The sequence below is a fragment of the Flectobacillus roseus genome, assembly GCF_030056595.1.
Taxonomy (GTDB): Bacteria; Bacteroidota; Bacteroidia; order Cytophagales; family Spirosomataceae; genus Flectobacillus; species Flectobacillus roseus.
The window spans coordinates 313,364-335,807 of the sequence record NZ_JASHIF010000007.1 but is presented as its reverse complement, the minus strand read 5'-3'; the positions used below and the strand labels follow the sequence as shown (position 1 = coordinate 335,807).

General features: G+C 38.9%; 17 protein-coding genes. 3 read left to right on the top strand and 14 right to left on the bottom strand.

The window, feature by feature from the left end:
- Nucleotides 1-170: 170 nt before the first annotated feature.
- Nucleotides 171-1,013, bottom strand: coding sequence for a formate dehydrogenase accessory sulfurtransferase FdhD (fdhD, locus tag QM524_RS08410; RefSeq protein WP_283344214.1), 843 nt, complete (start codon nt 1,011-1,013; stop codon nt 171-173).
- 449 nt (nt 1,014-1,462) lie between these two features.
- Here fdhD and QM524_RS08405 point away from each other — a divergent pair, with 449 nt between their 5' ends.
- On the top strand, nt 1,463-1,918 hold the full coding sequence (locus QM524_RS08405) for a heme-binding domain-containing protein (RefSeq protein ID WP_095167432.1): 456 nt from the start codon (nt 1,463-1,465) through the stop codon (nt 1,916-1,918).
- A 187-nt stretch (nt 1,919-2,105) separates the two neighbouring features.
- Here QM524_RS08405 and QM524_RS08400 read toward each other — a convergent pair whose 3' ends face one another.
- Nucleotides 2,106-3,179: a DUF922 domain-containing protein gene (locus QM524_RS08400; protein ID WP_283344213.1), complete on the bottom strand. Its 1,074-nt coding sequence runs from the start codon at nt 3,177-3,179 to the stop codon at nt 2,106-2,108.
- 370 nt (nt 3,180-3,549) lie between these two features.
- On the opposite strand from QM524_RS08400, the gene QM524_RS08395 reads away from it, so the two are divergent.
- A complete protein-coding gene (locus QM524_RS08395; protein WP_095167438.1) occupies nt 3,550-3,738 on the top strand; it encodes a hypothetical protein in 189 nt (62 codons plus the stop codon).
- A 102-nt stretch (nt 3,739-3,840) separates the two neighbouring features.
- On the opposite strand, the gene QM524_RS08390 is transcribed toward QM524_RS08395, so the two are convergent.
- Both QM524_RS08390 and QM524_RS08385 read right to left on the bottom strand, forming a co-directional pair.
- Nucleotides 3,841-4,563: a YebC/PmpR family DNA-binding transcriptional regulator gene (locus QM524_RS08390; RefSeq protein ID WP_095167440.1), complete on the bottom strand. Its 723-nt coding sequence runs from the start codon at nt 4,561-4,563 to the stop codon at nt 3,841-3,843.
- Between the two features lie 382 nt (nt 4,564-4,945).
- On the bottom strand, nt 4,946-5,491 hold the full coding sequence (locus QM524_RS08385) for a nuclear transport factor 2 family protein (RefSeq protein WP_283344212.1): 546 nt from the start codon (nt 5,489-5,491) through the stop codon (nt 4,946-4,948).
- A gap of 268 nt (nt 5,492-5,759) precedes the next feature.
- Between QM524_RS08385 and QM524_RS08380 the strand changes: the two genes are divergently transcribed.
- Complete coding sequence (locus QM524_RS08380) at nt 5,760-7,439, top strand: hypothetical protein (RefSeq protein ID WP_283344211.1); 1,680 nt, start codon at nt 5,760-5,762, stop codon at nt 7,437-7,439.
- Nucleotides 7,440-7,587: 148 nt separating this feature from the next.
- Here the strand turns inward: QM524_RS08380 and QM524_RS08375 are convergent, their stop codons facing one another.
- The 10 genes from QM524_RS08375 to QM524_RS08330 form a co-directional block, all read right to left on the bottom strand.
- Nucleotides 7,588-8,820: a serine hydrolase domain-containing protein gene (locus QM524_RS08375; RefSeq protein ID WP_283344210.1), complete on the bottom strand. Its 1,233-nt coding sequence runs from the start codon at nt 8,818-8,820 to the stop codon at nt 7,588-7,590.
- A gap of 385 nt (nt 8,821-9,205) precedes the next feature.
- Nucleotides 9,206-9,865, bottom strand: a complete 660-nt coding sequence (locus tag QM524_RS08370) for a gluconate 2-dehydrogenase subunit 3 family protein (protein WP_283344209.1) — start codon at nt 9,863-9,865, stop codon at nt 9,206-9,208.
- A 305-nt stretch (nt 9,866-10,170) separates the two neighbouring features.
- Nucleotides 10,171-11,916: a GMC family oxidoreductase gene (locus tag QM524_RS08365; protein ID WP_283344208.1), complete on the bottom strand. Its 1,746-nt coding sequence runs from the start codon at nt 11,914-11,916 to the stop codon at nt 10,171-10,173.
- A 414-nt stretch (nt 11,917-12,330) separates the two neighbouring features.
- A complete protein-coding gene (locus tag QM524_RS08360) occupies nt 12,331-14,604 on the bottom strand; it encodes a beta-N-acetylhexosaminidase (RefSeq protein ID WP_283344207.1) in 2,274 nt (757 codons plus the stop codon).
- Nucleotides 14,605-14,679: 75 nt separating this feature from the next.
- A complete protein-coding gene (locus tag QM524_RS08355; protein ID WP_283344206.1) occupies nt 14,680-15,753 on the bottom strand; it encodes a dipeptidase in 1,074 nt (357 codons plus the stop codon).
- 98 nt (nt 15,754-15,851) lie between these two features.
- Entirely contained in the window at nt 15,852-16,964 is a 1,113-nt protein-coding gene (locus QM524_RS08350; protein ID WP_283344205.1) for a D-TA family PLP-dependent enzyme, read from the bottom strand.
- Between the two features lie 195 nt (nt 16,965-17,159).
- Nucleotides 17,160-17,648, bottom strand: a complete 489-nt coding sequence (locus QM524_RS08345) for a RidA family protein (protein ID WP_095167458.1) — start codon at nt 17,646-17,648, stop codon at nt 17,160-17,162.
- Between the two features lie 108 nt (nt 17,649-17,756).
- Nucleotides 17,757-19,115, bottom strand: a complete 1,359-nt coding sequence (locus QM524_RS08340; protein WP_283344204.1) for an alpha-L-fucosidase — start codon at nt 19,113-19,115, stop codon at nt 17,757-17,759.
- 175 nt (nt 19,116-19,290) lie between these two features.
- Nucleotides 19,291-20,604: a gluconate:H+ symporter gene (locus QM524_RS08335; protein WP_283344203.1), complete on the bottom strand. Its 1,314-nt coding sequence runs from the start codon at nt 20,602-20,604 to the stop codon at nt 19,291-19,293.
- Nucleotides 20,605-20,821: 217 nt separating this feature from the next.
- On the bottom strand, nt 20,822-22,351 hold the full coding sequence (locus tag QM524_RS08330; RefSeq protein ID WP_283344202.1) for a SusD/RagB family nutrient-binding outer membrane lipoprotein: 1,530 nt from the start codon (nt 22,349-22,351) through the stop codon (nt 20,822-20,824).
- Between the last annotated feature and the right edge of the window lie 93 nt (nt 22,352-22,444).

Here is a 22,444-nt window from a genome sequence, read left to right as displayed (position 1 = left end):
AATGACACTTTCAAAAAAAGTCGTAGTTGGATATTCGTGGTATATGTATTTCTAATACTACATTTATAGATTACTACAGGATAAGTATTTTGTACAGAAACAATATGGACAAACAGTAGAAATGTAATACTTTTGCCCACTGCCCACTGCCCACTGCCCACTGCCCACTGCTATTGTACTCTAAACTCATGCGTGTAAACATTGAATTTTCCTTTTCGTAAAAATGCAATCAAAGTAATACCAAACTGTTTTGCCAACTCTACCGCTAAACTTGATGGCGCGCCTACTGCAACTATAATAGGAAATTGTGCCATAATACTTTTTTGAATCATCTCATAGCTGACCCGACTGCTAAGCACAAGGATTGGGGCAATAGCTTGTTTTTCTAATCCTAATTTAGCACCGATTACCTTATCTAAAGCATTGTGTCGACCTATATCTTCACGGAGTAAAACCAATTCGCCAGTATTTTCATAAATAGCTACCGCATGGGCGCCTCCTGTGTAAGAAAAAAGTGTTTGATTTTGGGTGAGTTTTGCCTCTATTTCCCATAAAAATGTGGGAGAAATATGATATTCACAATTGTTGAGAGTAAGGCAATTTTGTTGTTCGAGTGATTCAATTTGAGCTTTTCCACAAATCCCACAGCTCGAAGATGCCATGAAATTTCGCTCATATAGGGTTTGACTCAAATCTAAATCAGGGCTTAATTCTACTCTAACAATATTTTCATGTTCTTCTTGTCGTTGTAATTCAGTGCAGTAACGAATAGATTGTACCTGCGAAAGATGTTGAATAATCCCTTCTGAATACAGAAAACCTAAGGTCAATTCGAAATCATGCCCTGGGGTACGCATTGTAACACTGAGGTTTTTCTGTAATCGTTGATGAATAGCTCCATACCCAATTCTAATGGCTAATGGTTCTTCCACAATTACTAAATCATCCATCTCTTTTTCAAGAGATTGGCTACTATATTTTATCACCTGAACAGGCTTTACTCTTGGCTGCATACTTTAGTTGGTTGATAAATCGACACTTAAAAATAAAGAAATACAAAGTGTTTTCCCATTTTGAATAATATTCTTAAATTGATACAGTTAGGACTAAACTTTTTTCTAAAGAAATAAATCTAAGAGTAAGTTTAAATTTTATAAGTCATTAAAAATGTTGTATTTGGTTTAATGAAATCCTTTTGTTTGAGCCACAGGCGAGTTTAGGATTTCTTGACTTTCTTTTGTTACTTTTCTTGTGTCAAGACAAGAAAAGTAAGATGTGGCGAAGGGGAATTTTGTTTTTTCAATACGTGCTAAATAAAATTTTTAAACAAATTATAAGTAAAAAGTAAGCAAACAGGTACAAATTACCAAAGCGTTTTACCCTTACTACGATAGGAATAGGGGAGTAAACGCAATTTTGTGTCTTTGGCATCAAACCATTATTTAACAAAACTCTTCAGATTATGAACAAACAACGTATTCTTATGGGTATTGCTGTATTGGCAGTAGCTATTCAATTTATTCGTCCTACCAAAAATCAGTCTGAAGGCGTAAGTGCCAATGATATTACGAAGCATTACGATGTACCCGCAGACGTACAAAAAGCCTTGAAAGTATCGTGTTACGATTGTCATTCCAATAATACCACCTATCCTTGGTATAGCAATATTCAGCCAGTAGGTTGGTGGCTCAATCATCACGTAGAGGAAGGAAAAGATGAATTGAACTTCTCAGAGTTTGCGAGCTATCCAAAGAAAAAAGCTGCACATAAATTAGAAGAGGTAGCAGAAGCCGTAACAGATCATTGGATGCCCCTCGACTCATACACTTGGATTCATAAAGATGCAATTTTGTCAGATCAAGACTCCAAAGCCATCGCCACTTGGGCAAAAGCCTTACAGGATAGTTTAGCCAAATAGAAAATTGGCTTTAGGCTTTCAGCTATAGGCAATAGGCTTTCCGATTATAGTAGATATTTGTGATAATAGATACGCTTGATAGCTTCATAAGAAGCTCTAGTCGTATCTATTATTAGAACTCAAGGCTGTTAATTTTCTTAATGCTCTGAAGTTCATTTTCAAATCTTCAAATTAGCCAACTTTCAAATTATATCCCATATCCCCTCAATTCATTTCTCACTTCCATTCGCCAGCGCTCTTGGTCAATCATGTTGATGGAGTGATTGGTTTCGGCATCATATTTTTTCTGAAGTTTATTCATGAGTCGATACATATCAATAAAGAGTAGTTGAATTTCACTGTCATAATCCTCCACCGAAGTAATTTGTCGTGCCTTTTCTTTAAATTTTTCAATGATAGTTTTCGTAATATCAAAGTGCAACTGCTCATGGTCCAGTGCTGATTCGCTATTACCAGCATGGGCATTCCAAGAAGAGGATTTGAGGACATAGGCCTTAAATTGTAAATTGGCAGTAAGGACTCCTTTACTAAATTTTACATCACCAATATATTCAAAGTTTGAAAAAACCTGAGCCGAATACGACGTAAAAACGGGAGGTTTTCCATGAAAATCACTCCATCGTAGTGGTCTTGAAGGACTCCAAAATAGGGTATCGCCTTTGTCGGGGTTGTCGATGCGATAATCAGGGAGAATATTTATTACAAGAGACCTTGCAAGGATTGGATTTTTGTCATAATTCAAAGACATCCATTGGTTCAGATGCTCGGCGCCTCTTCTGAATAATCTCTCAAGCATTTTTTGATAATTATCATACTCGCCAAATGAGCGTTTGAAAAGCGTTTTACTTTTGAAACTAGTAAATACAACATCCGTTCCTGCTCTAGTAAAAGAAAATGCCAGCTCGATACTACATTCGCCATGAATCATATTATCCTTAATTTTCTCCTGTATATCCAGATTTTTGATGTGAATCGTAATGGCATAGTCAAGCGTGTCTCGACGTACACTACTATTGAAAAAACTACGACCGTACTTGCTTAACGAAATACTTGGCTTGAGCTGTAATAACGTATTATCAGCCCCAAAGGCATGGCCAATTCGAGAAGCGTTGTTTCGAATATCTGATACTTTTTCGATATAGAAGTACGTAGGCGTAAGAGGAGGTTCGCCTGTTTGTAAGGGAACAAATTTTACAAGATTTTGTCCAAAATGACAAAATGGCGACACAAAACACATCATAAAAAAGAAGAGATGTTTCATCGTAATTTTTTTTAAGTAACAAGAAAGCGTAAAAGAATACTATAACAACGGTGAATATTGAATATATCCTTTTGATTACAAGTTCATTCTAGTAACAGTTTTACGGTTAACTAATAACTTTCTTAAGTAATCGTGGAGAATAGGATTTGAGTTATGTGTTTAGGCACTAAGCAAAGAGGTTTAACCTGTTTTTTAATAACCACAGTCATGCTTTTTCCCAAATCTCACCGCCGAAAGCCGTCACCTGAAAGCTAAAAGATTAAATTTTTTTTGCCCACTAACTTATACTTACATTAAGATAAATAAAAATTAGGAGGAATAATTCAAATTGGTTATATTCAATAAAAAATATAAACTATTGACTAAGACTATGGGAAATTCACATCATTCACAAGAAGTAGAAAACGATTTGTCAACATTCGAACTCATTGCGTTGTTCGTTGTTTTTTGCGTAATTTTAATTTGGTTAGGTGATACCTTCACCGCTACAGTTGGAATTATATTGGAAGGACTTGTATTTGCTGTTGCTTATAACTCGAAGAATAATCAGATTGATTGAGAGGATACTAAATTTTAAAGAGAAATACACGACTACTTAGCCAAAATAAAAGGGAATAAAGCCATGCTTTATTCCCTTTTATTTTGAAAATCTTGATTGATATTACTCTACAAGCATATTGTGATATACGTTTTGAACATCATCATCTTCTTCTAATTTATCGATAAGCTTTTCAATATCAGCAGCTTGTTCTTCTGTAAGTTTTTTGAAGTCAGTAGGAATACGTTCAAAGTCTGCACCTTGGATTTCGTAACCTTGCTCTTCTAAGTATTTTTGAATAGCACCAAAAGCAGTAAAGCCACCATAAATATTGATTTGGTTAGCTTCTGTATCTAAGAAAAGCTCCTCTGCACCAAAGTCAATAAGTTCTAACTCTAGTTCTTCGATGTCGGTTGTACCATTATTAGCAATTTTGAAAATACACTTACGGTCAAAAATAAAGTCAAGCATGCCCGATGTACCTACGCTACCACCACATTTGGTAAAGTAACTACGAACGTTGGCAATACTACGGTTAGTGTTATCGGTAGTACATTCTACTAAGACTGCTACACCGTGTAGTCCGTATCCTTCATAAACAATCTCTTTATAATCCTCTTGGTCTTTCGAAGTAGCGCGTTTGATGGCATTTTCGATATTGACTTTTGGCATATTTACCGCTCTAGCATTTTGCATGATGGCACGCAAACGAGAGTTTGAGGTAGGGTCTGGACCACCAGATTTTACAGCGATTGTAATATCTTTACCGATTTTGGTAAAAGTTTTGGCCATTTGGCCCCATCTTTTAAACTTTCTGGCTTTACGGAATTCAAAGGCTCTTCCCATTTTATTTGGTCATTTGAAATTGATGTGGGTCTAGAAAAATACAATTTTCAGACTTTTTCGTATGTTCAGTAATTTATGTATCAAGAAATTAGGTCATGGTTTTATTCCAAAAAATAAAGCAAACCTAAAGGGTGATTTTTTGCGAATGCAAAGGTACAAAAGTAGTTGGGAATTTCAGAATGGAATAAAATGATTTTAGTAATCTAGTTCATTTGTTCTATGCTTGGAGTCATTTTTTGAACAATTTTAAATTGTCAAAAAATAAAAAAGGTAACTAAGCTATGCCTAGTTACCTTACTATCTATTTCACCGCTTGAAGATCAAGTAGGTGTTGGAAAACTAAAAGCCGTCAGCTCAAAGCCGATAGCTATAAGCCCCAATACTACCAACCATCATCAGCTTTTGGTTTTACATTTGCACTTGATTTTTTCACTACTGGAGGTTTTGAAGCAGCAGGAGCACCAGCACTTGGTGCAGCGCCTGTACCTTTTACAGTAGCGTCCAAATCGGCACGGCTAAATACACGGCTTACAATTCTCCAATTGTCACCAAACTTCAACATACTCAATAAGTCTACATATTTGAAGTCACCAAAGCGCAATTCTACTGTGGCTACCGCTGATACGCCAATATATGAGTAAGAAATCAATTTGGTAGAGCCTCCTCTACCTTGAATACCACCAGCAGGAGTTGTAGCAACAAATTTGCGTACCGAAAGATCTTGTAATGCTCCTGTATTGGTGTTGATGCTACGAAGCATCGCTGTAGGGTGGAACGCACGGTTAAGTCGAGCGGTATCACCTTGCATCACTCCATCAAGGTAATTGTTGACACAGGCTTTAATGCCTTCATCTTCCGATTGCGCTTGCACTTTGATTTGAAATCCTACCAGCATTAATAAGCCGAGAAGTAATGATTTAATCTTCATGATGTTGGAAAAATTTGATTATTGAAGCTTTTGGGAAATCAGTAGCGAAAAGAATGCCACGAATGCCTAGGGCTGTAAAGATATGTAATTTTTAAAGTTTTGTACACTTTATGCGATTAAACTTTACTATAAACGTATAGTTAATCCAAATAGTGTACAAGGAGAGAATAAGCTTTCTGGATTTATAGACCAACAAAATGGTGGGAGTCTTTGTCTCTTTGTTGGTTTTCTGCTAAATTACAGATAGTCCTGTCTTAATCCTCTATTTATGATACTTCGTAAAAGCATTTCTTTCTTACTTTTATTGCTCGTAGTTACCTCAGCAGTAAAAGCGCAAGACCTACCTATTATCAAAGAAATACACTTAAGTCCTGACCTCGATAGGTCGGGTAAAGCCGTAGGTTTACATGTAAATTATTCGGTGCAATATAATACTGATAAGAGTCACGATTTAACTTTACTATTCAATTCGCTACAACCTTATTTGGATAGAACAACCGATGTCGTAACTCGACTTTCCGTCATAGATACCCAAGGAGCTGTAAGTTATCGAGCCTATCCCGACACCAATATCAATGATTTAAGTCTGCAAGTTTGGAAAGGAAATCGACCAGTTAAGGGAAAAAATATCAAAATTGATTACCATATACCAGTAGCCGTATCTATTCCCAAACGCCGAGGACCACATATTGATTTACAAGCCACAGGAGGAGGATTAGCAGGTGCGTTTACGAGCTTTTTATTATATCCCGAAATGCTTAACTCCGTTGACTTATCCTTAAAATGGCATTTGCCCAAAGGCTTTATGGCGGTTACGTCAAAAGGTGAAAATGATTGTCAAATCAAAGCTGATTTAAGTGAGTTGATGTTTTGTCAGTTTATTGTTGGAAAAATGTTTGCCTATCCAGAAGGACGCCGAGGCAAAGGATTTAGTTTGTATGCTTTGGGTAGAAAATCAGATGAAATGAATCAAGCTGCTGTTTGGGTCGAAAAAGTATATGCTCATTTGCGTAACCGACTAAATGGAAAGGCTGAAAACCCTTTTCGAATTTTCATCCGCTCTTACGAAGGTGGACCTCTCGCCAGTGGAGTAGCTGTAATGGGGGGATACACCTTGTATTTACCTCCCTCCGAAGATGCCACCTCCGCCGATATTCACTCCTTGATTGCTCATGAAACGGTACACGCTTTTGTTGGAAGTCTTCATGCACAAGAAGGTGAAGATGATTGGTATAGCGAGGGTATTGCAGATTATTTATGTATGGTATTGCCACTGGAGGCAGGCTTATACACACCAGCAGAATTTGGTAAACTTATCAATGAAGAGGCAGCGCTTTACTATACCAATGCGATTCGTGAGGTTTCAGAAAAAGATATTCCTAGTGTAAAGTGGTCGGGACGAAATGCGTGGTCGATTGGGTATTCGAGAGGGGCGATGTATTTTGCTAACCTCGAAGCCCAATTAAAGCGTATAAATAGTCAAGTGACAGTTGTGGCTTTAATCAATCAAATAACTCAACAAGCTCAGGCGGGTGAATATGTCACAAAGGATACATGGGAAAAGATCTTAGCCACCTCAGTTGGACAGTGGGCAGTAGAGGATTGGAAGGCGATGCTTAGTGGAAAGTTAATTGTCCCAGAACCTGATATTTATGAAGGATATACTGTAAAAAAAATCACAACTGGGGTATTTGATTTGGGCTTTGCCAAACCAATGAAAGTTCAAAAAGGAGAAATTGTAAAAGGACTAGACCCCAATTCGGAAGCTGCCAAGGCAGGGCTGCAAGAAGGAGACGAAATATTAGCTTCTATCAATATCAACAAAACCTACACCAGCTACTCAAATACGCTTTCGATTCCTGTTTTGAGAAAAGGGAAAAAATATACCATTACTTTTCAGCCAAGAAAAGGAAGTTTTGAGGCATACGAGTTTGTGAAAAAGGAATGAGTAATTTGGGGATTTAGGACTGCATGTAGGATTTATAACTATTGCAGATTTGTGATTTCTGATTTCGGAAGTAAAATTTCATTTTTAACACTTCCGAAATCAGAAATCACAAATCCGATATCCGAGATGATCAATTCACCACTCAAAACTATTCATGTCCGCCTTCGACTTCTTCTTGTATGGATTCTCCTTTCATAAAATACCAAGCTTTATCAGGATATAGAATAGACTGAGCAACCTTCACACGCGCCAAAGCATGATTGGCTACGTTTTGAAGAATGATAATGGAAGAATTATCTTTTGGGTTGTGGAGGTAGTAATTTTTGAAACCATGCCACCAACCTGTATGAAAAGTTAGCCACGAACCATCGTCCATCAATTGCAAACGCCAGCCATAGCCATAGTTTTTATTAATCAAGTTTTTGAAATGATGCGCTGGCACAAATGCTTCCTGCAAAGTACTTTGTTTTACGAGCTTTTCACTATTCAAGGCCATATCCCATTTAAACATATCGTCGACCGTTGAGTAGATTCCTTTGTCACCTACAGCACCGTCTAGGTGGTCGAACGGAATTTGCCAGTAACCACCTCTTCTTGGGGTATGTCCTAGCGCTGCGTTGGCCACTAATGCTGTTTTGGTAGGATCATAAATAAAGGTTTTGGACATTCCCGCAGGCGCAAAAAGATACTTTTGTGCATATTCTCTGAATGACATTTTTGAAAGCTTTTCAACAATATAAGCTAGCAAAACGTAATTAGAGTTATTGTAGTTGAATCGAGCATTAGGTAAATAGTTGATGCCAGGTTTGTACTTGGCAAATAAGTTTACAATTTGCTCGTTCGACATAGGTTCTTTTTTATTCACCACTTTGTCGAGGGCGTAGGCATAATTAGGAATACCAGAACAATGCGTAAGTAAACTGCGTATTGTAATGCTAGGGTCGTAGGGAAAACTTGGGATATATTTGTAAACTGGGTCGTTATAGTTGATCAAACCTTTTTCGTGCAGTTGCATGATAGCAACCGACGTAAACTGCTTAGATACCGAAGCTAATTGAAATAGCGTCTCGGTGGTGTTTGTATCTTTCGTAGAGAAGTTTTTGTAGCCAAAAGCTCCTTTGTAGATAATTTTTCCGTATTGAGATACTAAAACAACACCATTGAATTTGGCTTTCTTTTGGAGGTTTTTGAAAAATGTATCTAGCTTGGCTGCTTTTCGAGAAGCAACAGTCGCATCAAAAAGTTTGGCGATACTGTCGTTTCGTGATGAGGTACTATTGGTGGTTGTATCTCCCCATTGGTTGGGTTGATGTGAACAGGCAACTAGGCCCAAAATGATTAATAAGGTAAAATAAAAAAACTGCTTCGTAATCTGCGTCACAACTCTGAAAATTAAGGATGTTTTATATAATGTTGTTTAGTGGGGAAGAGATTTCTTGAAAAATGCGATTTTTTGGCGGTTCAATCTCATTTTTAAAACTTCTAAGAGCATTTTTTAAAAGTTTTACCCAAAACTCTACTGCAATTTACATTACTAAGGAATGTTTTTCAATATTTCTTCAGAAAAAACTAAGTTAAAAAAAGTTATAAAGTAATCGTGCAAAATAAGATTCAAGTTATGTGTTTAGGTACAAGGCAAAGAGTATTGAATTGTTTTTTAGTAACGATAGATATATTTTACCGAATGCCCATAACTGAAAGCCGTAAGCTAAAGAAAAAAAGGGTTTTAACAACACCTGTTAAAACCCTTTTAAAATAACTATTTATTAATAGCTCAAACCATATTGTTTCAAGACTTCATCTGGAACGCCGTCCCATTGGTTAGGGCGGTTACCTTCGTAGCCAATGTCTTTAATGCCCATTTCGCTTGAGAAAAAGCCCGTTGCTGTTAAGTTTCTCATTAAAGAAAAAAACGAAACACCTTGAGAAAACTCAGGTTTAGACTTTTCAGGATAGGCAATGTCATCTACTATTGCAATACGTTGTTGTGGCGTAATGCTCACAAAATCCTTACTGAAACGCTTGAGTGACTGCGAGTCTAACCAACGTAAGCCACCTCTCAAAGGCGTCTTGAATTCATTGGGTCTATCTTTAGCAATAAATTCGATAAAAGCTGGTACACCTGCTTGAGAAGCACTTCCTGATTTGTCATCGGCTGGAATGATAATATCTACCAAAATGGTGATAGTTTTCATTTCATGCTCATTGAAGAACTTCTCAGCCATCAATTTGGCATCACGGATGGCCTCGTCTTTAGTACGACCGCCAGGGATTTTGATGTCTTCCGATTTGGCAGATGCTGCTTTTGCGCCTTTTTTAATAGGCTTTTGTTGTTCGAGCAACTCAGCGGCTTTTACTTCTGGACTAAGCACTGCCATTCCCAACGAAGTAAAACCAATATTTTTAAGATAATCTCTTCTTTTCATCTGAATAAAAGGTTTTAATAAGTAAGTAGTAGTTGATTGAATTTGCTGTAAATCAATTATTTGTATTAATTAGTGAGATGAAATACTGATAAATAAAATTTACACTCACCATTCACAGCTAGGATTGTACGAAGGATTCTAAAACTGTCTATTTCGGATATCGGATGTTGGATTTCGGAAGTTTATACTTTCCTATTTTGTAAAAAATAGAGGTATTTTACTTTATTTCCGAAATCAGAAATCCCAAATCCGCAATTAACTCCTGATTTACAACTCATAATTCAGCACTGCTACCCACTCATGTCCTATAGATTTTTCTTTTTCACTTCATTGATAATGTATTCCGAAGTACGCATCGAAAGCGCCATGATGGTCCAAGTGGCATTTTTGTCACCTTGCGAAACAAATGGTGCAGCATCAGCAACAAAAAGGTTTTTCACATCATGTGCTTGGCAATGCTTGTTCAATACCGACTTGTTAGGGTCGTTACCCATACGAGCAGTACCTACTTCGTGAATGATTTTTCCTGGATCTTCTAAACCGTAGTTTCTGTCGGCGCCTGGTTTTGGGCCTAAAGCAATACCTCCTAATTCATGGATAATTTGCTCGAAAGTATCCTGCATGTGCTTAGCTTGCTTGATTTCTTGATCACTCCATTTGTAGTGAAAACGAAGCACAGGAATACCATATTTATCAACCACATTCGGGTCAATTTCACAATAATTACTTTCCAAAGGAATAGGCTCACCACGACCTGCCATACCTACATAAGCACCATAGAAACGACGATAATCGTCTTTCAACGATGCTCCATAACCACCCGCAGCTTTAGTAATACCTTCGCGAGTAGGGAAGCGACCGTTGATACCTTCGATACCCCAACCGAAGCCATAAGCTGGCATACCCATACCACCCCAATATTCGATGTGATACCCACGAGCGAAATCGAGTTTTTTGTTGTCACCCCACCAAGGTGTGTACACGTGCATACCACCAACACCGTCTTCGTTGTAACGTTTTCTGTCAAACAAAGTAGGAATAATAGCAGAGCGAGATGCCCCTGTTGAGTCGTTGATATAACGACCTACAATACCACTAGAGTTGGCTAAACCTTGTGGGAAACGAGCTGATTTTGAGTTGAGTAACAAACGAGCCGTTTCACCTGCCGATGCAGCCAAGATGACAATTTTACCTCTAACTGTATGCTCTTGCATATCTAGCGTACTTACGTATGATACACCAGTAGCCAAACCTGTAGTTGGGTCGGTCAATACCTCACGAGCCATGGCATAGGTAATCATGGTAAGATTACCCGTTTTGAGCGCTGGCTTAATCAATACCGAGGAACTTGAGAAATCGGCATACGCCTGACAAGAACGTCCGCATTGGTTACAGTAAAAACACTGTCCACGTTCGTTATTGATAGGTTTCGTCAAAATCGAAAGGCGTGAAGGGATGGTTGGAATACCCAAGCGTTTGTTACTTTTTTGTAACATCAACTCATGCAAACGTTGCTTAGGAGGAGGTAAGAAAATACCATCTGGCTCATTTCTTAAACCTTCAACAGAACCGAAAATACCCACTAAGCGGTCTAGTCTGTCGTAATAAGGCTTCACATCGTCATAACCAATAGGCCAGTCATCGCCCAATCCGTCGATACTTTTTCTACGGAAGTCATCTGGTCCAAAACGAAGAGAGATACGTCCCCAGTGGTTGGTACGACCACCCACCATTCTCGAACGGAACCAGTCGAATTTTGTTCCTGCTGCACGCGTGTAAGGCTCTCCTTCGATTTCCCAGCCACCATAAGCAGCATCAAAATCACCAAAAGGACGGGTGGTTCCTGCACCACGGCGCGGAGATTCATACGGCCATTTGAGTTGAGTAATGTTTTTAGGATCGGCAGGGTCGAAGGGCTGACCTGCTTCCAAAACGCAGACTTTTGCTCCTGCTTTGGTAAGTTCGTGTGCAGCCATACCACCACCAGCACCTGAACCAACAATCACCACGTCGAATACGGTGTTGTTTTCTTTGATTTGAAAATCAAACATAGTTTTTATAGCTTTTTAGGTAATTATTTCGCTTTGTGATAATCCTTTACTTGATTATCAAATTAAATGTTTTCAAAAATTGGATGAAATCTAACCCGAAGGTTAAAGGTTTAAGCGCATGAAATTAGGATACGAAAATTTATCTTACAAGCGTTGACGTAGTTTTATTTGACGCGCTTGCTCAATCTTATTCTGTTTGTTGATGCTTTCTAAAGACAATTTTATCATTCTATTTTTCAATTGCAAAATACGACATTTTATAAAAATTCCTACCCTATATTGTCATATTCCTTTAATTGGATGATTTATTGAGTTGTGATTTTGTGATTAGAAAATTCTTCTGTCTTTGCCTGAAATGCAAGGCGTTACGCATTTGAGGAAAAATAATCACTAAATCACTCACTCGCCACTCACTCAATAAATAAACAACTCATCCACAATCAGCCATGCCTTGGCACCAGCGCCGTATTCGCCTACTGGAATCGTACCTTTATTGATACCGATAACCTTGACAAATCGGGCGGTTTTGTTTGGTACTTTGACCGATACCGTATTGATGGCATTTTCTGGAAAATCTTTTACACTACCTAATTTTTCATAGGCTTTACCATCCTCCGAAATCCAAAACGAAAGTTCTGTAGGTTCCCACATACGTTGCCAGTGATATTTGAGAACACTGATGCCTATTTCTTTAATATTTTGGCTCTTTTCTAAGTCCACTACCACTTCTAAATCTTCACCCTTAAAACCGAGCCACTGACCAGTATTATAACGATGTGTACCGATAATTCCATTGCTCAAAGCATATTGATCTACAGGTAGATAAGGAGCTTGAGGGGTATTTTTGAAAGTAATATTTTTACCCGTTGCCAAATTGACATTCACCCATTGTTCCCAAACCTGTCCATACGCACCATTTTTATCAAATAATTGTGCTTTGATAAGGGTAGGTTTAAAAATAGAAAGTCCGTCTTTCCAAATATTAGACTGCCTATTGGGCTGACTACCATCTTCGGTAAAACGAATAGTGGCATTGGGTAAAGAACTTGTCAGATAGATAGACTCCGAACCGTTGGTATTGGTTTGAAAGCGAGCCTGAATTTCTTCATATCTCTTAAAATAGTGAACTTTTCGCTGTTGCAATACTTTTTCTTGAAGCCTTAATCTTTTGAGAAAATCAGTATAATCTTTCAGCGCTTTCGGCGACCAAGCTGTTTCGGCAATCGCTAAAGCCCTTGGAAAAAGCATATATTCCGCTTGTGCCTCAGATACCAAATATTCCGACCAAGTATTGCCCTGAATACCTTTGATATAAGTTTGTTCTGTTGGATTCAATATGGCTGGAATAGGCTCATAACGATACACTTTTTCAAGAGGAGTAAAACCTGCCGTTGCAATTGGTTCTGAAGCTTGCAAAGATTGATAGTAGTCTAAATAATAGTGACTTTCGGGACACATTACGACATCATGATGCTGTTGGGCTGCTGCAATACCGCCAGCTTCGCCTTGCCAACTCATTACCGTAGCTTTTGGACTTAAGCCTCCTTCTAAAATTTCGTCCCAGCCAATCAGGTTTTTACCTTTTGAGTTCAGGTATTTTTCCATTTTTTGGATAAAATAACTCTGTAGTTCATGCTCATCTTTCAGATGATTTTCTTGCATGCGTTTTTGACATTTTGGACAAGTTTTCCAACGCACTTTCGGACATTCATCGCCACCGATATGCACGTATTTACTTGGGAACAGGGGCAAGATTTCATCTAAAACATTTTGCAAAAAAGTAAACGTACTATCATTTCCTGCACAAAAAACATCATCGAAAACACCCCAAAAAGTGGCAGTTTGATAAGGACCACCAGTACAACCCAATTGCGGATAGGCTGCTAAAGCAGCTCGTGCATGACCAGGCATTTCGATTTCTGGAATAACCGTAATATGACGTTTCTGGGCAAAAGCTACGATTTCTTTTACTTCTTCTTGGGTATAAAAACCACCATAAGGCTTGCCATCGAAGCGATGAGGAGAGTCTTTTTTATGCCCAATAATGGTTTCGTTTCTATAGGCGGCTACACTTTGTAATTTGGGATAGCGCTTGATTTCAATGCGCCAACCTTGATCCTCGGTAATGTGCCAGTGAAAGGTGTTGAATTTGTAAAGCGCCAATAAATCAAGGTATTTTTTGAGAAATGTAACTGAGAAAATACGTCGTCCAACGTCTAGGTGCATACCTCTGTAACCAAATCTTGGATAGTCTTTGATTTGGACAAAAGGAAGATTGCCTTGTTGGTGAATGAGTTGTAAAAGCGTTTGCGTGCCATAAAAAACACCTGCAGCATCATGGCCTATTAGTTTGATACCTGTTGCGCTGATAGAAAGAGAATAACCTTCTTTTTGTATTACATGATTGCTGTCTATTGCTAGAGAAATGCCCTTTATTACATTAGGAGTGCTATTTTTTATACTTACAGAACTCGGGCGGATTTGTTGTATTCCTAATCGAAGTAACTGTGCAGTTTCTTGCAAAGCAGAGTTTTGCAAAGAGATGGTAACATTTTTTTCTAACCTAAAATAACCCTTCGAAATTTGCATGTCAACAGGTTTTGGAATGATAGAAATAGTATTTTGGGCAGAAGTTTTTCCCAAAAATAAAAAAGCCAAGACAATAGAAAGAAGCGTTTTGGAGCACATAGTAGTAATGTGTCAATATGGTTGATGAGGTTGTTGTATGAAAAAAAAGTGCAAGGGTAAAGCCCCTTGCACCTGCTATTTCCAAGCATTTCTTAAAAATCTTAACCAGTTACCATGCATAACCTTCTCGATATCTTCTTGAGAATAGCCTCTTTTAAGAAGCATATCTGGGATTTTTTGAAGGTCGGCGATGGTTTCCAAATCATAAGGACTTTGCTCTTTTCCAAAAGCCCCATCCAAATCTGAACCAATACCGATATGGTTGGCATTACCAGCAATTTGACAAATATGGTCGAGGTGGTCGAGCATTACTTCCAGATTACAGTTCATGTTTTCTGGCGTAGATACACCTCTCACCCAGTTGGGCACCATCATCCAAGCATCCAAGGCACCACCTATTACAACACCACGATTGATGAGCTCCTTGATTTGTTCGTCGCTAAATTGGCGATTATGATTTACCAAGCTACGGCAAAGGTTATGGCTTGCCCAAATATTTCCATGAAAATGGTCTAAGGCTTCCCAAAAGCTATCATCACACAAATGCGTAGCATCAAGAATAATATTGAGTCGTTCCATTTCTTTGAGTAAATCGCGACCCTGAGGACCTAATCCACCCGTAGCGTCTGTACCATTCGCATAACGCCCAGGGCCATAATGAGCTGGTCCGATGGCTCTTAAGCCGTATTCGTAGGCCTTGGCTACATGGTCAACCGTTACGATAGAGTCGGCACCTTCCAAACTTAGGATATAACCAATAGCTTTCTGTTCGTTTGGAATAGCCGTGTCCGACCAAAGGGCAAGGTGTTTTTCTAAGCTAGCCAAATCGTTGATTTGTACCATTTCGCCACAAGCTTCCATAGCTTGATACCAAGCCACTTGACCTTGAGTTTGTGCCCACGCTTGTTCGGGCGATGCCCAGCCTGGGAGTGGGTTGTCAGGTGCAACATATCGCGCGATTTGTGTAGCAACAACCAAACCTACATTTCCTTTGCGTAATTCAGGAAATGCGACAGTACCTTTAGCACGATCGGGCTTATCGGAAAGACCTTTTTCTCTTTCACGAATTTCAAATACGGTATTTCTTAAATCTCGATTCCATTCCATAGCATTCATGCTAAGATCGAGATGGGCATCTATAGTGAACATAGGAGTTTAAGTCTAAAGGGGTATCGGCTATCGGCTATCGGCTATCGGCGTTACCTAAGTTGTTGTAGGAAAATAGCCGAAGGCTGAAACCTGAAAGCCTAAAGCATTATTTTTCTATCTCTTGCAATAATTTTCCAGTACTTATTGGTAATAGATTGGTTTTCTGCAAGATAGGCTCTTTCGTAAAGGGCTACCGTTGGGCACACGTGAATTGGTACGCCGTATAAGACCTTACCAATCGGAAAGTCTTGTATATCTGATACTTCCAATACCAAATGCTCTTCGCTTTGTCCAATAAATTGTGCATTGGGAGCATTCAGAAAATGAACTCTTCGGCTCAAGTCGTTTTCAGCAGCGACAGATTTGTGTCCTAAGTCGATACAAATTCGGTTGGTGCTCGGATGAGAAATAACTCGACTCAAGACCAAGGCAGCAGGTTCGAAAGCTTGTTCTGGAAAAGCATCCTTATAGCCTTTATCCCAAAGAGGAAAAGTGCCAGGGCTACATTCTACCTGTGGGTTTTGCGCATGAATCGGAAAAGTCGGTGAGCCTCCCGCTACTACTTGAAGGGTTATTCCTTTTTCAGAAAAAGTTGACACTAAATCAAAGACAGGAATAAAAGCTTTGTGACAATTTTCAGTTCTTAATGCTAAATCTTGATCACGAATATGTCCGTCGTAGGCATGAAGTCCTTTCACCGAAATACCGTTTAATTCAAGCAGTGCATTGATAAGTTCTTCAGCTTTTTGTGGTAAGATACCTGTTCTGTTCATTCCGACGTTGAGGTCGATATAAACATCTATCGTTATCTTATGTTGCGTCGCCGCTGTGGCGATGGCTTGTCCAACTGACAAGTCATCGACCAAGCAGGAAAATTGGGTAGTAGTATAAGTTTGAATTAGGGTTATAAAACGTTGCAACTTCGTAGCCACAGGCTGATACGCCAGCAACACATCAGGTGCTTGACTCATGGCAAGCATTTCGGCTTCGGCAATGGTAGCACATTTGAATTTAGTAATTCCTTTTGCTAACATCAATGCCGTAACTTCCTGACATTTATGCGTTTTGATATGTGGACGAAGTCGATTAACCTCTGGTAGCATGGTTACCAAGGTTTCGATATTTTGAGCGATACGCGATGTATACCACACCAAAGCGGGGGTATCCAAGGTATCTAAATCTTGTAAGTTGTACCAAGCAGTTTTATCCATTGTGGATTTTTGATTTTTGATTTCGGATATATTGCTCTGTGAGATTAAAGGAAGTGCAACCCAATTTTTTGAATCATATTTTACAAAAAATTAAGTTAGCCTTTTATATTTCCGAAATCAGAAATCCCCAATCCCCAATCAGCAATTGTTTGAAATCTTTCGAACACTACACTTCGCTCATTCATAATTCACCAATTATTCGCTTTCTAACTCAAACAAGGCCTCGATTTCGACTGGAATATTGTCTGGCAATGAACCAAAACCTACTGCACTACGAACACCAATACCATTTTCTTCGCCCCAAACTTGAGCAAACAATTCACTACAACCATTGATAATATAAGGATGTCTTTCGAAAGTATCTACACAATTGACCATACCCAACACTTTGATTACTCGCTTCACACGGTCGAGACTTCCTAAATGTGTTTGGATGGTTGATAAAATGGTCAAACCCACTTGACGAGCAGCCAATTTGCCTTCTTCCATGTCTAACTCACGACCGATACGTCCAATAATAAGACTTTTGTCATCCTGCACAGGCCCATGACCCGAAACATATAAGTATTTACCGTCGATAAGGTATGGTTTGTACACGCCCAATGGTAGTGGGGCAGGAGGTAATGAAAGTCCTAATTTTGCAAATGCCTCTGAAGGGGTTAATTGTTCTACCAACTGTTCCATAAAATAGTTTTTATTGAAAATGTAATAATAATTAAATGTAAAATTGAGTGTAAGTAAATAAGGTTTTTGAGAAAAAACAAGGTTATTAAAGGGTTAAATGTCAAGCCTCTATTTGGCTCCGTCCAAAGTTGATTGTGTTACTTTGGTATGAGTTAATTTTCTAAACTTCGCATTTTCGATTTTGAGAACCACCGCATTGGGCCATTGATTATTGGTATAAAAACGTTGTCCATTCACCGCACTTACCACTAATCCAATTGAAGTAGGGGCAACATAAGTGCTAGCATCGAAGCCATCTTTGTATTCTACCAACTCGCTTTTATAGCCTAGAATCGAAACTTTAGTTTGAGCATTGCCTTCAAGGTGGGTCAATACCAAATTTTTGCGAGTGCCATATTTCCAATCTTGCCAGTTAGCTCTTCTTACGATAGCATAGATATACTTTTCGTCATTTGACTGTGTGTACCAAACATTATCTTCACGCACAATTGGCAAAGGTTTTACGGCGTAAATAGCCTCTGAGTTGGCAAAATTCCAAAGGGCTACTTCTTGCAACAAAGCCTCTTGTTCTATCTGAATTTCACCATCTTGTTTTGGTCCGATGTTCAACAAAAAGTTTCCTCCTTTAGCACGCATTTCAACCAACATATTGATGATTTCTGTACCAGATTTATGTGGGTCGTTTGTAGGCTTATATTGCCAGTCAGTCCCCATAGTATAGCAAGCTTCCCACGGGCGAGGAAGGGGTTCGTCGGGCGTATTTTGCTCTGGAGTATTCATCAAATCACGTGTAATGACCAATTCAGGATTGAGTGTCCAAGCATATTCTCTCAAACCATCACCTGGACCATCGATAAATAGAATGTCGATTTTGCCATATTTGGTCAACAATTCCTTCAGTTGTTCCTTGTCGTAAGCCATCAAATTAGGGTTTTTGGCAGGAAAATGCTGTGGCAATTGCAAGCGACCAATAGGAATATTGTTTTTATGAAAAAAGTAAAAATCTTCAGGGGAGAAATACAGACCAATAGCGATACCTTCTTTACGAAATGCCTCGATGAGTTCTTTGGTAATGTCTCTTTTCAAAGGCGTATTCATCACATTGAACGGCGTAGTTTTGGTATCGAACATACAAAAACCAGAATGGTGTTTTGCGGTAAATACCACATATTTCATGCCCGCCAATTTGGCCATTTTAGCCCAATCTTCGGGTTTAAACTTATAGGGGTTAAAGTATTTAGGAAGCTCATTGATGTATTTTTCGACATATTCGGTGGATGCCCCAGCCAAAGAGTGGCTAATCACTGCGCCGAGTGTAACGTCTACATTCCAGTGGATAAACATGCCAAAGCCAAGGTCTTGAAACCAATTGACTCTATCAGGTTGATTGGTAACTTGTTGTTTTTGAGCCTTTCCAATTGGTGAAAAACTCAATACGAGTAAAAAAATAACTAATAACTTTTTCATAATATGTGCTTTAAAAAACATTCATTTCGGATGTGGGATTTCGGATATTGGATTTCAGATTTCAGAATGATCGCCCAAATTCCTAGTTCAAGACTTTGTCTTGAACTTAATTTTTAAACAGTTTATCAACTGAAACAAACACTAGTTCGAGACTTAGTCTCGAACTAGGAAAAGCCTATAAAAATGAGTTTATGATTAGAACACCAATGAGCCCCACAACCGCTACAAGCGTTTCCATCATCGACCACGAGCGAATGGTATCTTTTATACTAAGGTTAAAATATTCTTTGAACATCCAAAAACCAGGGTCATTTACATGCGAAAACATTAAACTACCCACACCAATGGATAATACCATTAAGTTAGGGTCTACCTGTAGCGTCTCTATCATAGGCGCCATAATTCCAGCGGTAGTTAAGCCTGCCACCGTTGCTGAGCCTAAACACACACGAATAAAAGCGGAAATCAACCAGCCAAGAATCAAAGGGTGAATACTTATATTTTTGAGTAGTGAAGCCATAACATCGCTCACACCACTTTCCATAAAAACTTGTTTGAGCGCTCCTGCTCCAGCGATGATTAAGAGCACCATTGCTATATCTTTTACCGCTTCAGAATAGGTATTCATCGTTTTAGAAAGCGCCTGACTTGTCAGTCCTCCCAAAGTAGCGGTTGCTACCAAAACAGCTAAGAGCATTACCATCGCTGGGTCACCAATCAGTTTACAGACTGGTATCAATGCCGAATCACTTGGTAAAATACTAGTAAGAATAGTGGTTCCTGCCATCATAAAAACAGGAAATAATGCCGTGAAAAAGCTCAGAAAGGTACTAGGTAAAATTTGATTGGGTTCGGAAGTAGTCGCAAAACTCAAGTTGGGACTTGAGGAAATATTTTTTAGGGTTAGAGCATAAAGCGGGCCAGCAATAATAATTGTTGGAATTGCAATGATGATTCCGTAGAGTAAAGTTTGCCCCATGTCTGCATGAAACTGCGCTACCAAAGCAGCAGGCGAGGGGTGAGGAGGTAAGAAACCATGTGCCACCGACAAGGATGCCAGCATGGGTAAGCCAATATACACAGCAGGCAAATTGTATTGATACACCACCGAAAAAATCAAAGGAATCATCAGTACAAAACCTACATTATAAAATAAGGGTATTCCGATAATAAAACCTGTACAAACTAAGCCCCATTGAATGTATTTTTCGCCAAAAAGTCCCATCATGACGGAGGCAATGCGTTGTGCCGCACCACTTTGAGCCACTAATTTGCCCAACATAGCCCCTAAGGCAATGACCCCGACTAACGAGCCCAACATGTCGCCTATTCCTTTTTGAATAGATTTACTGATGAGTTCGAGAGGCATTCCCATACTGATACCAGCTACCAAGGAGGTAATCAAAAAAGCCAAAAATGGATTGAACTTAGCAACGGTAATCAGTAGCACCAATAGTCCAATACAAAGAATTACAAGCAATAAAATCATAGGAGTTAAAGCAAATTGCTTTCGGGTGTCGGCTGTGGGCTTAAGGCAAAAAGTATTGTTTAAAGTTATGCTCTATTCAATACAATTTTAATAATTTTTCTCCTGTAAGAATGTTGATAATTAAATGAGTAGCTTTTCTTTTGGCTATACAATTAATTAAACCATCCTATATTTTACCCTAAGCCCAAAGCTGATACCCGAAAGCCAAAATTTATTTTTAATTTTTATCCCACCAAATACGAGTTGTCAGCGTATTAGCACCTTGACGAGAGATAGCCTCTTTGAGGTTTGGTCCGTTGAGGTTTTCTTCAACAATTGGATAAATCAATCTTCTTGGAATGGTACCATTAGTCAAGTTACCTGTAATGTTGACAGGCGTTAATTTAGGATAACCAGTTCTTCTCCAGTTAGAATATACCTCCACTTCGTCTGGAAATAAAGATACCCACATTTGTGAGTGAATTTGTTCCATTTGCGCATCGAAACTTGCAGGGAAAGTATGAGTCGCCAAATAGGCATTGATTTTAGCAGTAGAAATAGCCGCTGCATCACCATAGATAGCCATATTGCGCATCGAAGCCGATATACCACCTTGGTAGTAACTCGCTGCGTCGCCAGATGCCCATCCTCTCACAATAGCTTCTGCCATCAAGAAATTCATTTCGGCATTACTGATTACGACCATTGGCGCATCCAATTTCAACACGGTGTTGATATTTGGCTCAGAATAAGTGATAAAATCAGCAGGTTTTTGTAACAAACCGTTTTGCATACCTTTTTGTATGGTAGCAGTAGTATCTTGCTTTTTATCTACCCAAACAACCGCAATTGAACTCAAACGAGGGTCTTTATTAGCTTTCAAGAAAGAAATAAATGTATTTGAAAACTTACCACCTTCAGTATTATTGTTACCATCTGCTACTGCATAGTTGTTGCCACGCAAAGCTAATGAAACAGGGTTTTTGTTGATGTCCTGACCATTAGCAATGTACTGTACTTTTGCCAAATCTTTGTCATCTAGTATGATGCCTCCAGCAATGGCTTTTTGTGCCCAAGTCTTAGCTGTTGCAGCATCCACTTTTGTCATACGCATCGACAAACGAAGCATTAATGAGTAAGCAAACTTTTTCCATTTTGTCACATCTCCGCCATACACAATGTCAGCACTTGCGTAGGATGATTTAGTGGCGTCTAAACTCGTTGCAGCTTGCTCCAATTCTTTCAACATATCCAAGTAAACACTTTGTTGGGTGTCATATTTGGGTGTGAATTTTGAAGAAGTATAACCTTGTCCAGCATCCGAATATGGAATATCGCCATATAAATCTGTAATGCGGTGGAAAGTATAAGCACGCCAAATACGTGCAATCGCATAAAGGTTTACTTGCGCAGGATCATTTTTAACAGCATTGATAACTGTCTGAACTTCGTTTACGCTTAATGGGTAAGCGTTGTTGAAGAAATCATACGGGTAAGTGCCTTGCGAGAAAAAGTATTTATCTCCAATACCTGGCACATCTTTGTATGTCGAAAAATGTTGAATCGAACCTCCTGCTGCAAACTCATACGTACTAGCACAGCTATTGTTGAGCGCATCGTATTGTGCCTTGCTAAACATGTAAGATGGCACAATGATGGGAGAGGTATCTGGGTTGATATTGAGTTCTTCAAAACCGTTGTCGCACGAACTGAAAAGTGCAACACCAGCCATAAAAAGAAGGGTTTTGAATGTATGTCTCTTTTTCATAAGTCTCAGGTAATACGCTATTGAGCGGACTCTTTAGCACAAGTTTTTGAATTTATCCTAGTTGAAAATGCTACAGTTTGGGGTTTACTGAAA

Coding starts and splice junctions, on each gene's coding strand:
- fdhD (WP_283344214.1), bottom strand. CDS start 1,013: ATGCAGCCAAGAGTAAAGCCTGTTCAGGTGATAAAATATAGTAGCCAA.
- QM524_RS08405 (WP_095167432.1), top strand. CDS start 1,463: ATGAACAAACAACGTATTCTTATGGGTATTGCTGTATTGGCAGTAGCT.
- QM524_RS08400 (WP_283344213.1), bottom strand. CDS start 3,179: ATGAAACATCTCTTCTTTTTTATGATGTGTTTTGTGTCGCCATTTTGT.
- QM524_RS08395 (WP_095167438.1), top strand. CDS start 3,550: ATGGGAAATTCACATCATTCACAAGAAGTAGAAAACGATTTGTCAACA.
- QM524_RS08390 (WP_095167440.1), bottom strand. CDS start 4,563: ATGGGAAGAGCCTTTGAATTCCGTAAAGCCAGAAAGTTTAAAAGATGG.
- QM524_RS08385 (WP_283344212.1), bottom strand. CDS start 5,491: ATGAAGATTAAATCATTACTTCTCGGCTTATTAATGCTGGTAGGATTT.
- QM524_RS08380 (WP_283344211.1), top strand. CDS start 5,760: ATGATACTTCGTAAAAGCATTTCTTTCTTACTTTTATTGCTCGTAGTT.
- QM524_RS08370 (WP_283344209.1), bottom strand. CDS start 9,865: ATGAAAAGAAGAGATTATCTTAAAAATATTGGTTTTACTTCGTTGGGA.
- QM524_RS08365 (WP_283344208.1), bottom strand. CDS start 11,916: ATGTTTGATTTTCAAATCAAAGAAAACAACACCGTATTCGACGTGGTG.
- QM524_RS08360 (WP_283344207.1), bottom strand. CDS start 14,604: ATGTGCTCCAAAACGCTTCTTTCTATTGTCTTGGCTTTTTTATTTTTG.
- QM524_RS08355 (WP_283344206.1), bottom strand. CDS start 15,753: ATGTTCACTATAGATGCCCATCTCGATCTTAGCATGAATGCTATGGAA.
- QM524_RS08350 (WP_283344205.1), bottom strand. CDS start 16,964: ATGGATAAAACTGCTTGGTACAACTTACAAGATTTAGATACCTTGGAT.
- QM524_RS08345 (WP_095167458.1), bottom strand. CDS start 17,648: ATGGAACAGTTGGTAGAACAATTAACCCCTTCAGAGGCATTTGCAAAA.
- QM524_RS08340 (WP_283344204.1), bottom strand. CDS start 19,115: ATGAAAAAGTTATTAGTTATTTTTTTACTCGTATTGAGTTTTTCACCA.
- QM524_RS08335 (WP_283344203.1), bottom strand. CDS start 20,604: ATGATTTTATTGCTTGTAATTCTTTGTATTGGACTATTGGTGCTACTG.
- QM524_RS08330 (WP_283344202.1), bottom strand. CDS start 22,351: ATGAAAAAGAGACATACATTCAAAACCCTTCTTTTTATGGCTGGTGTT.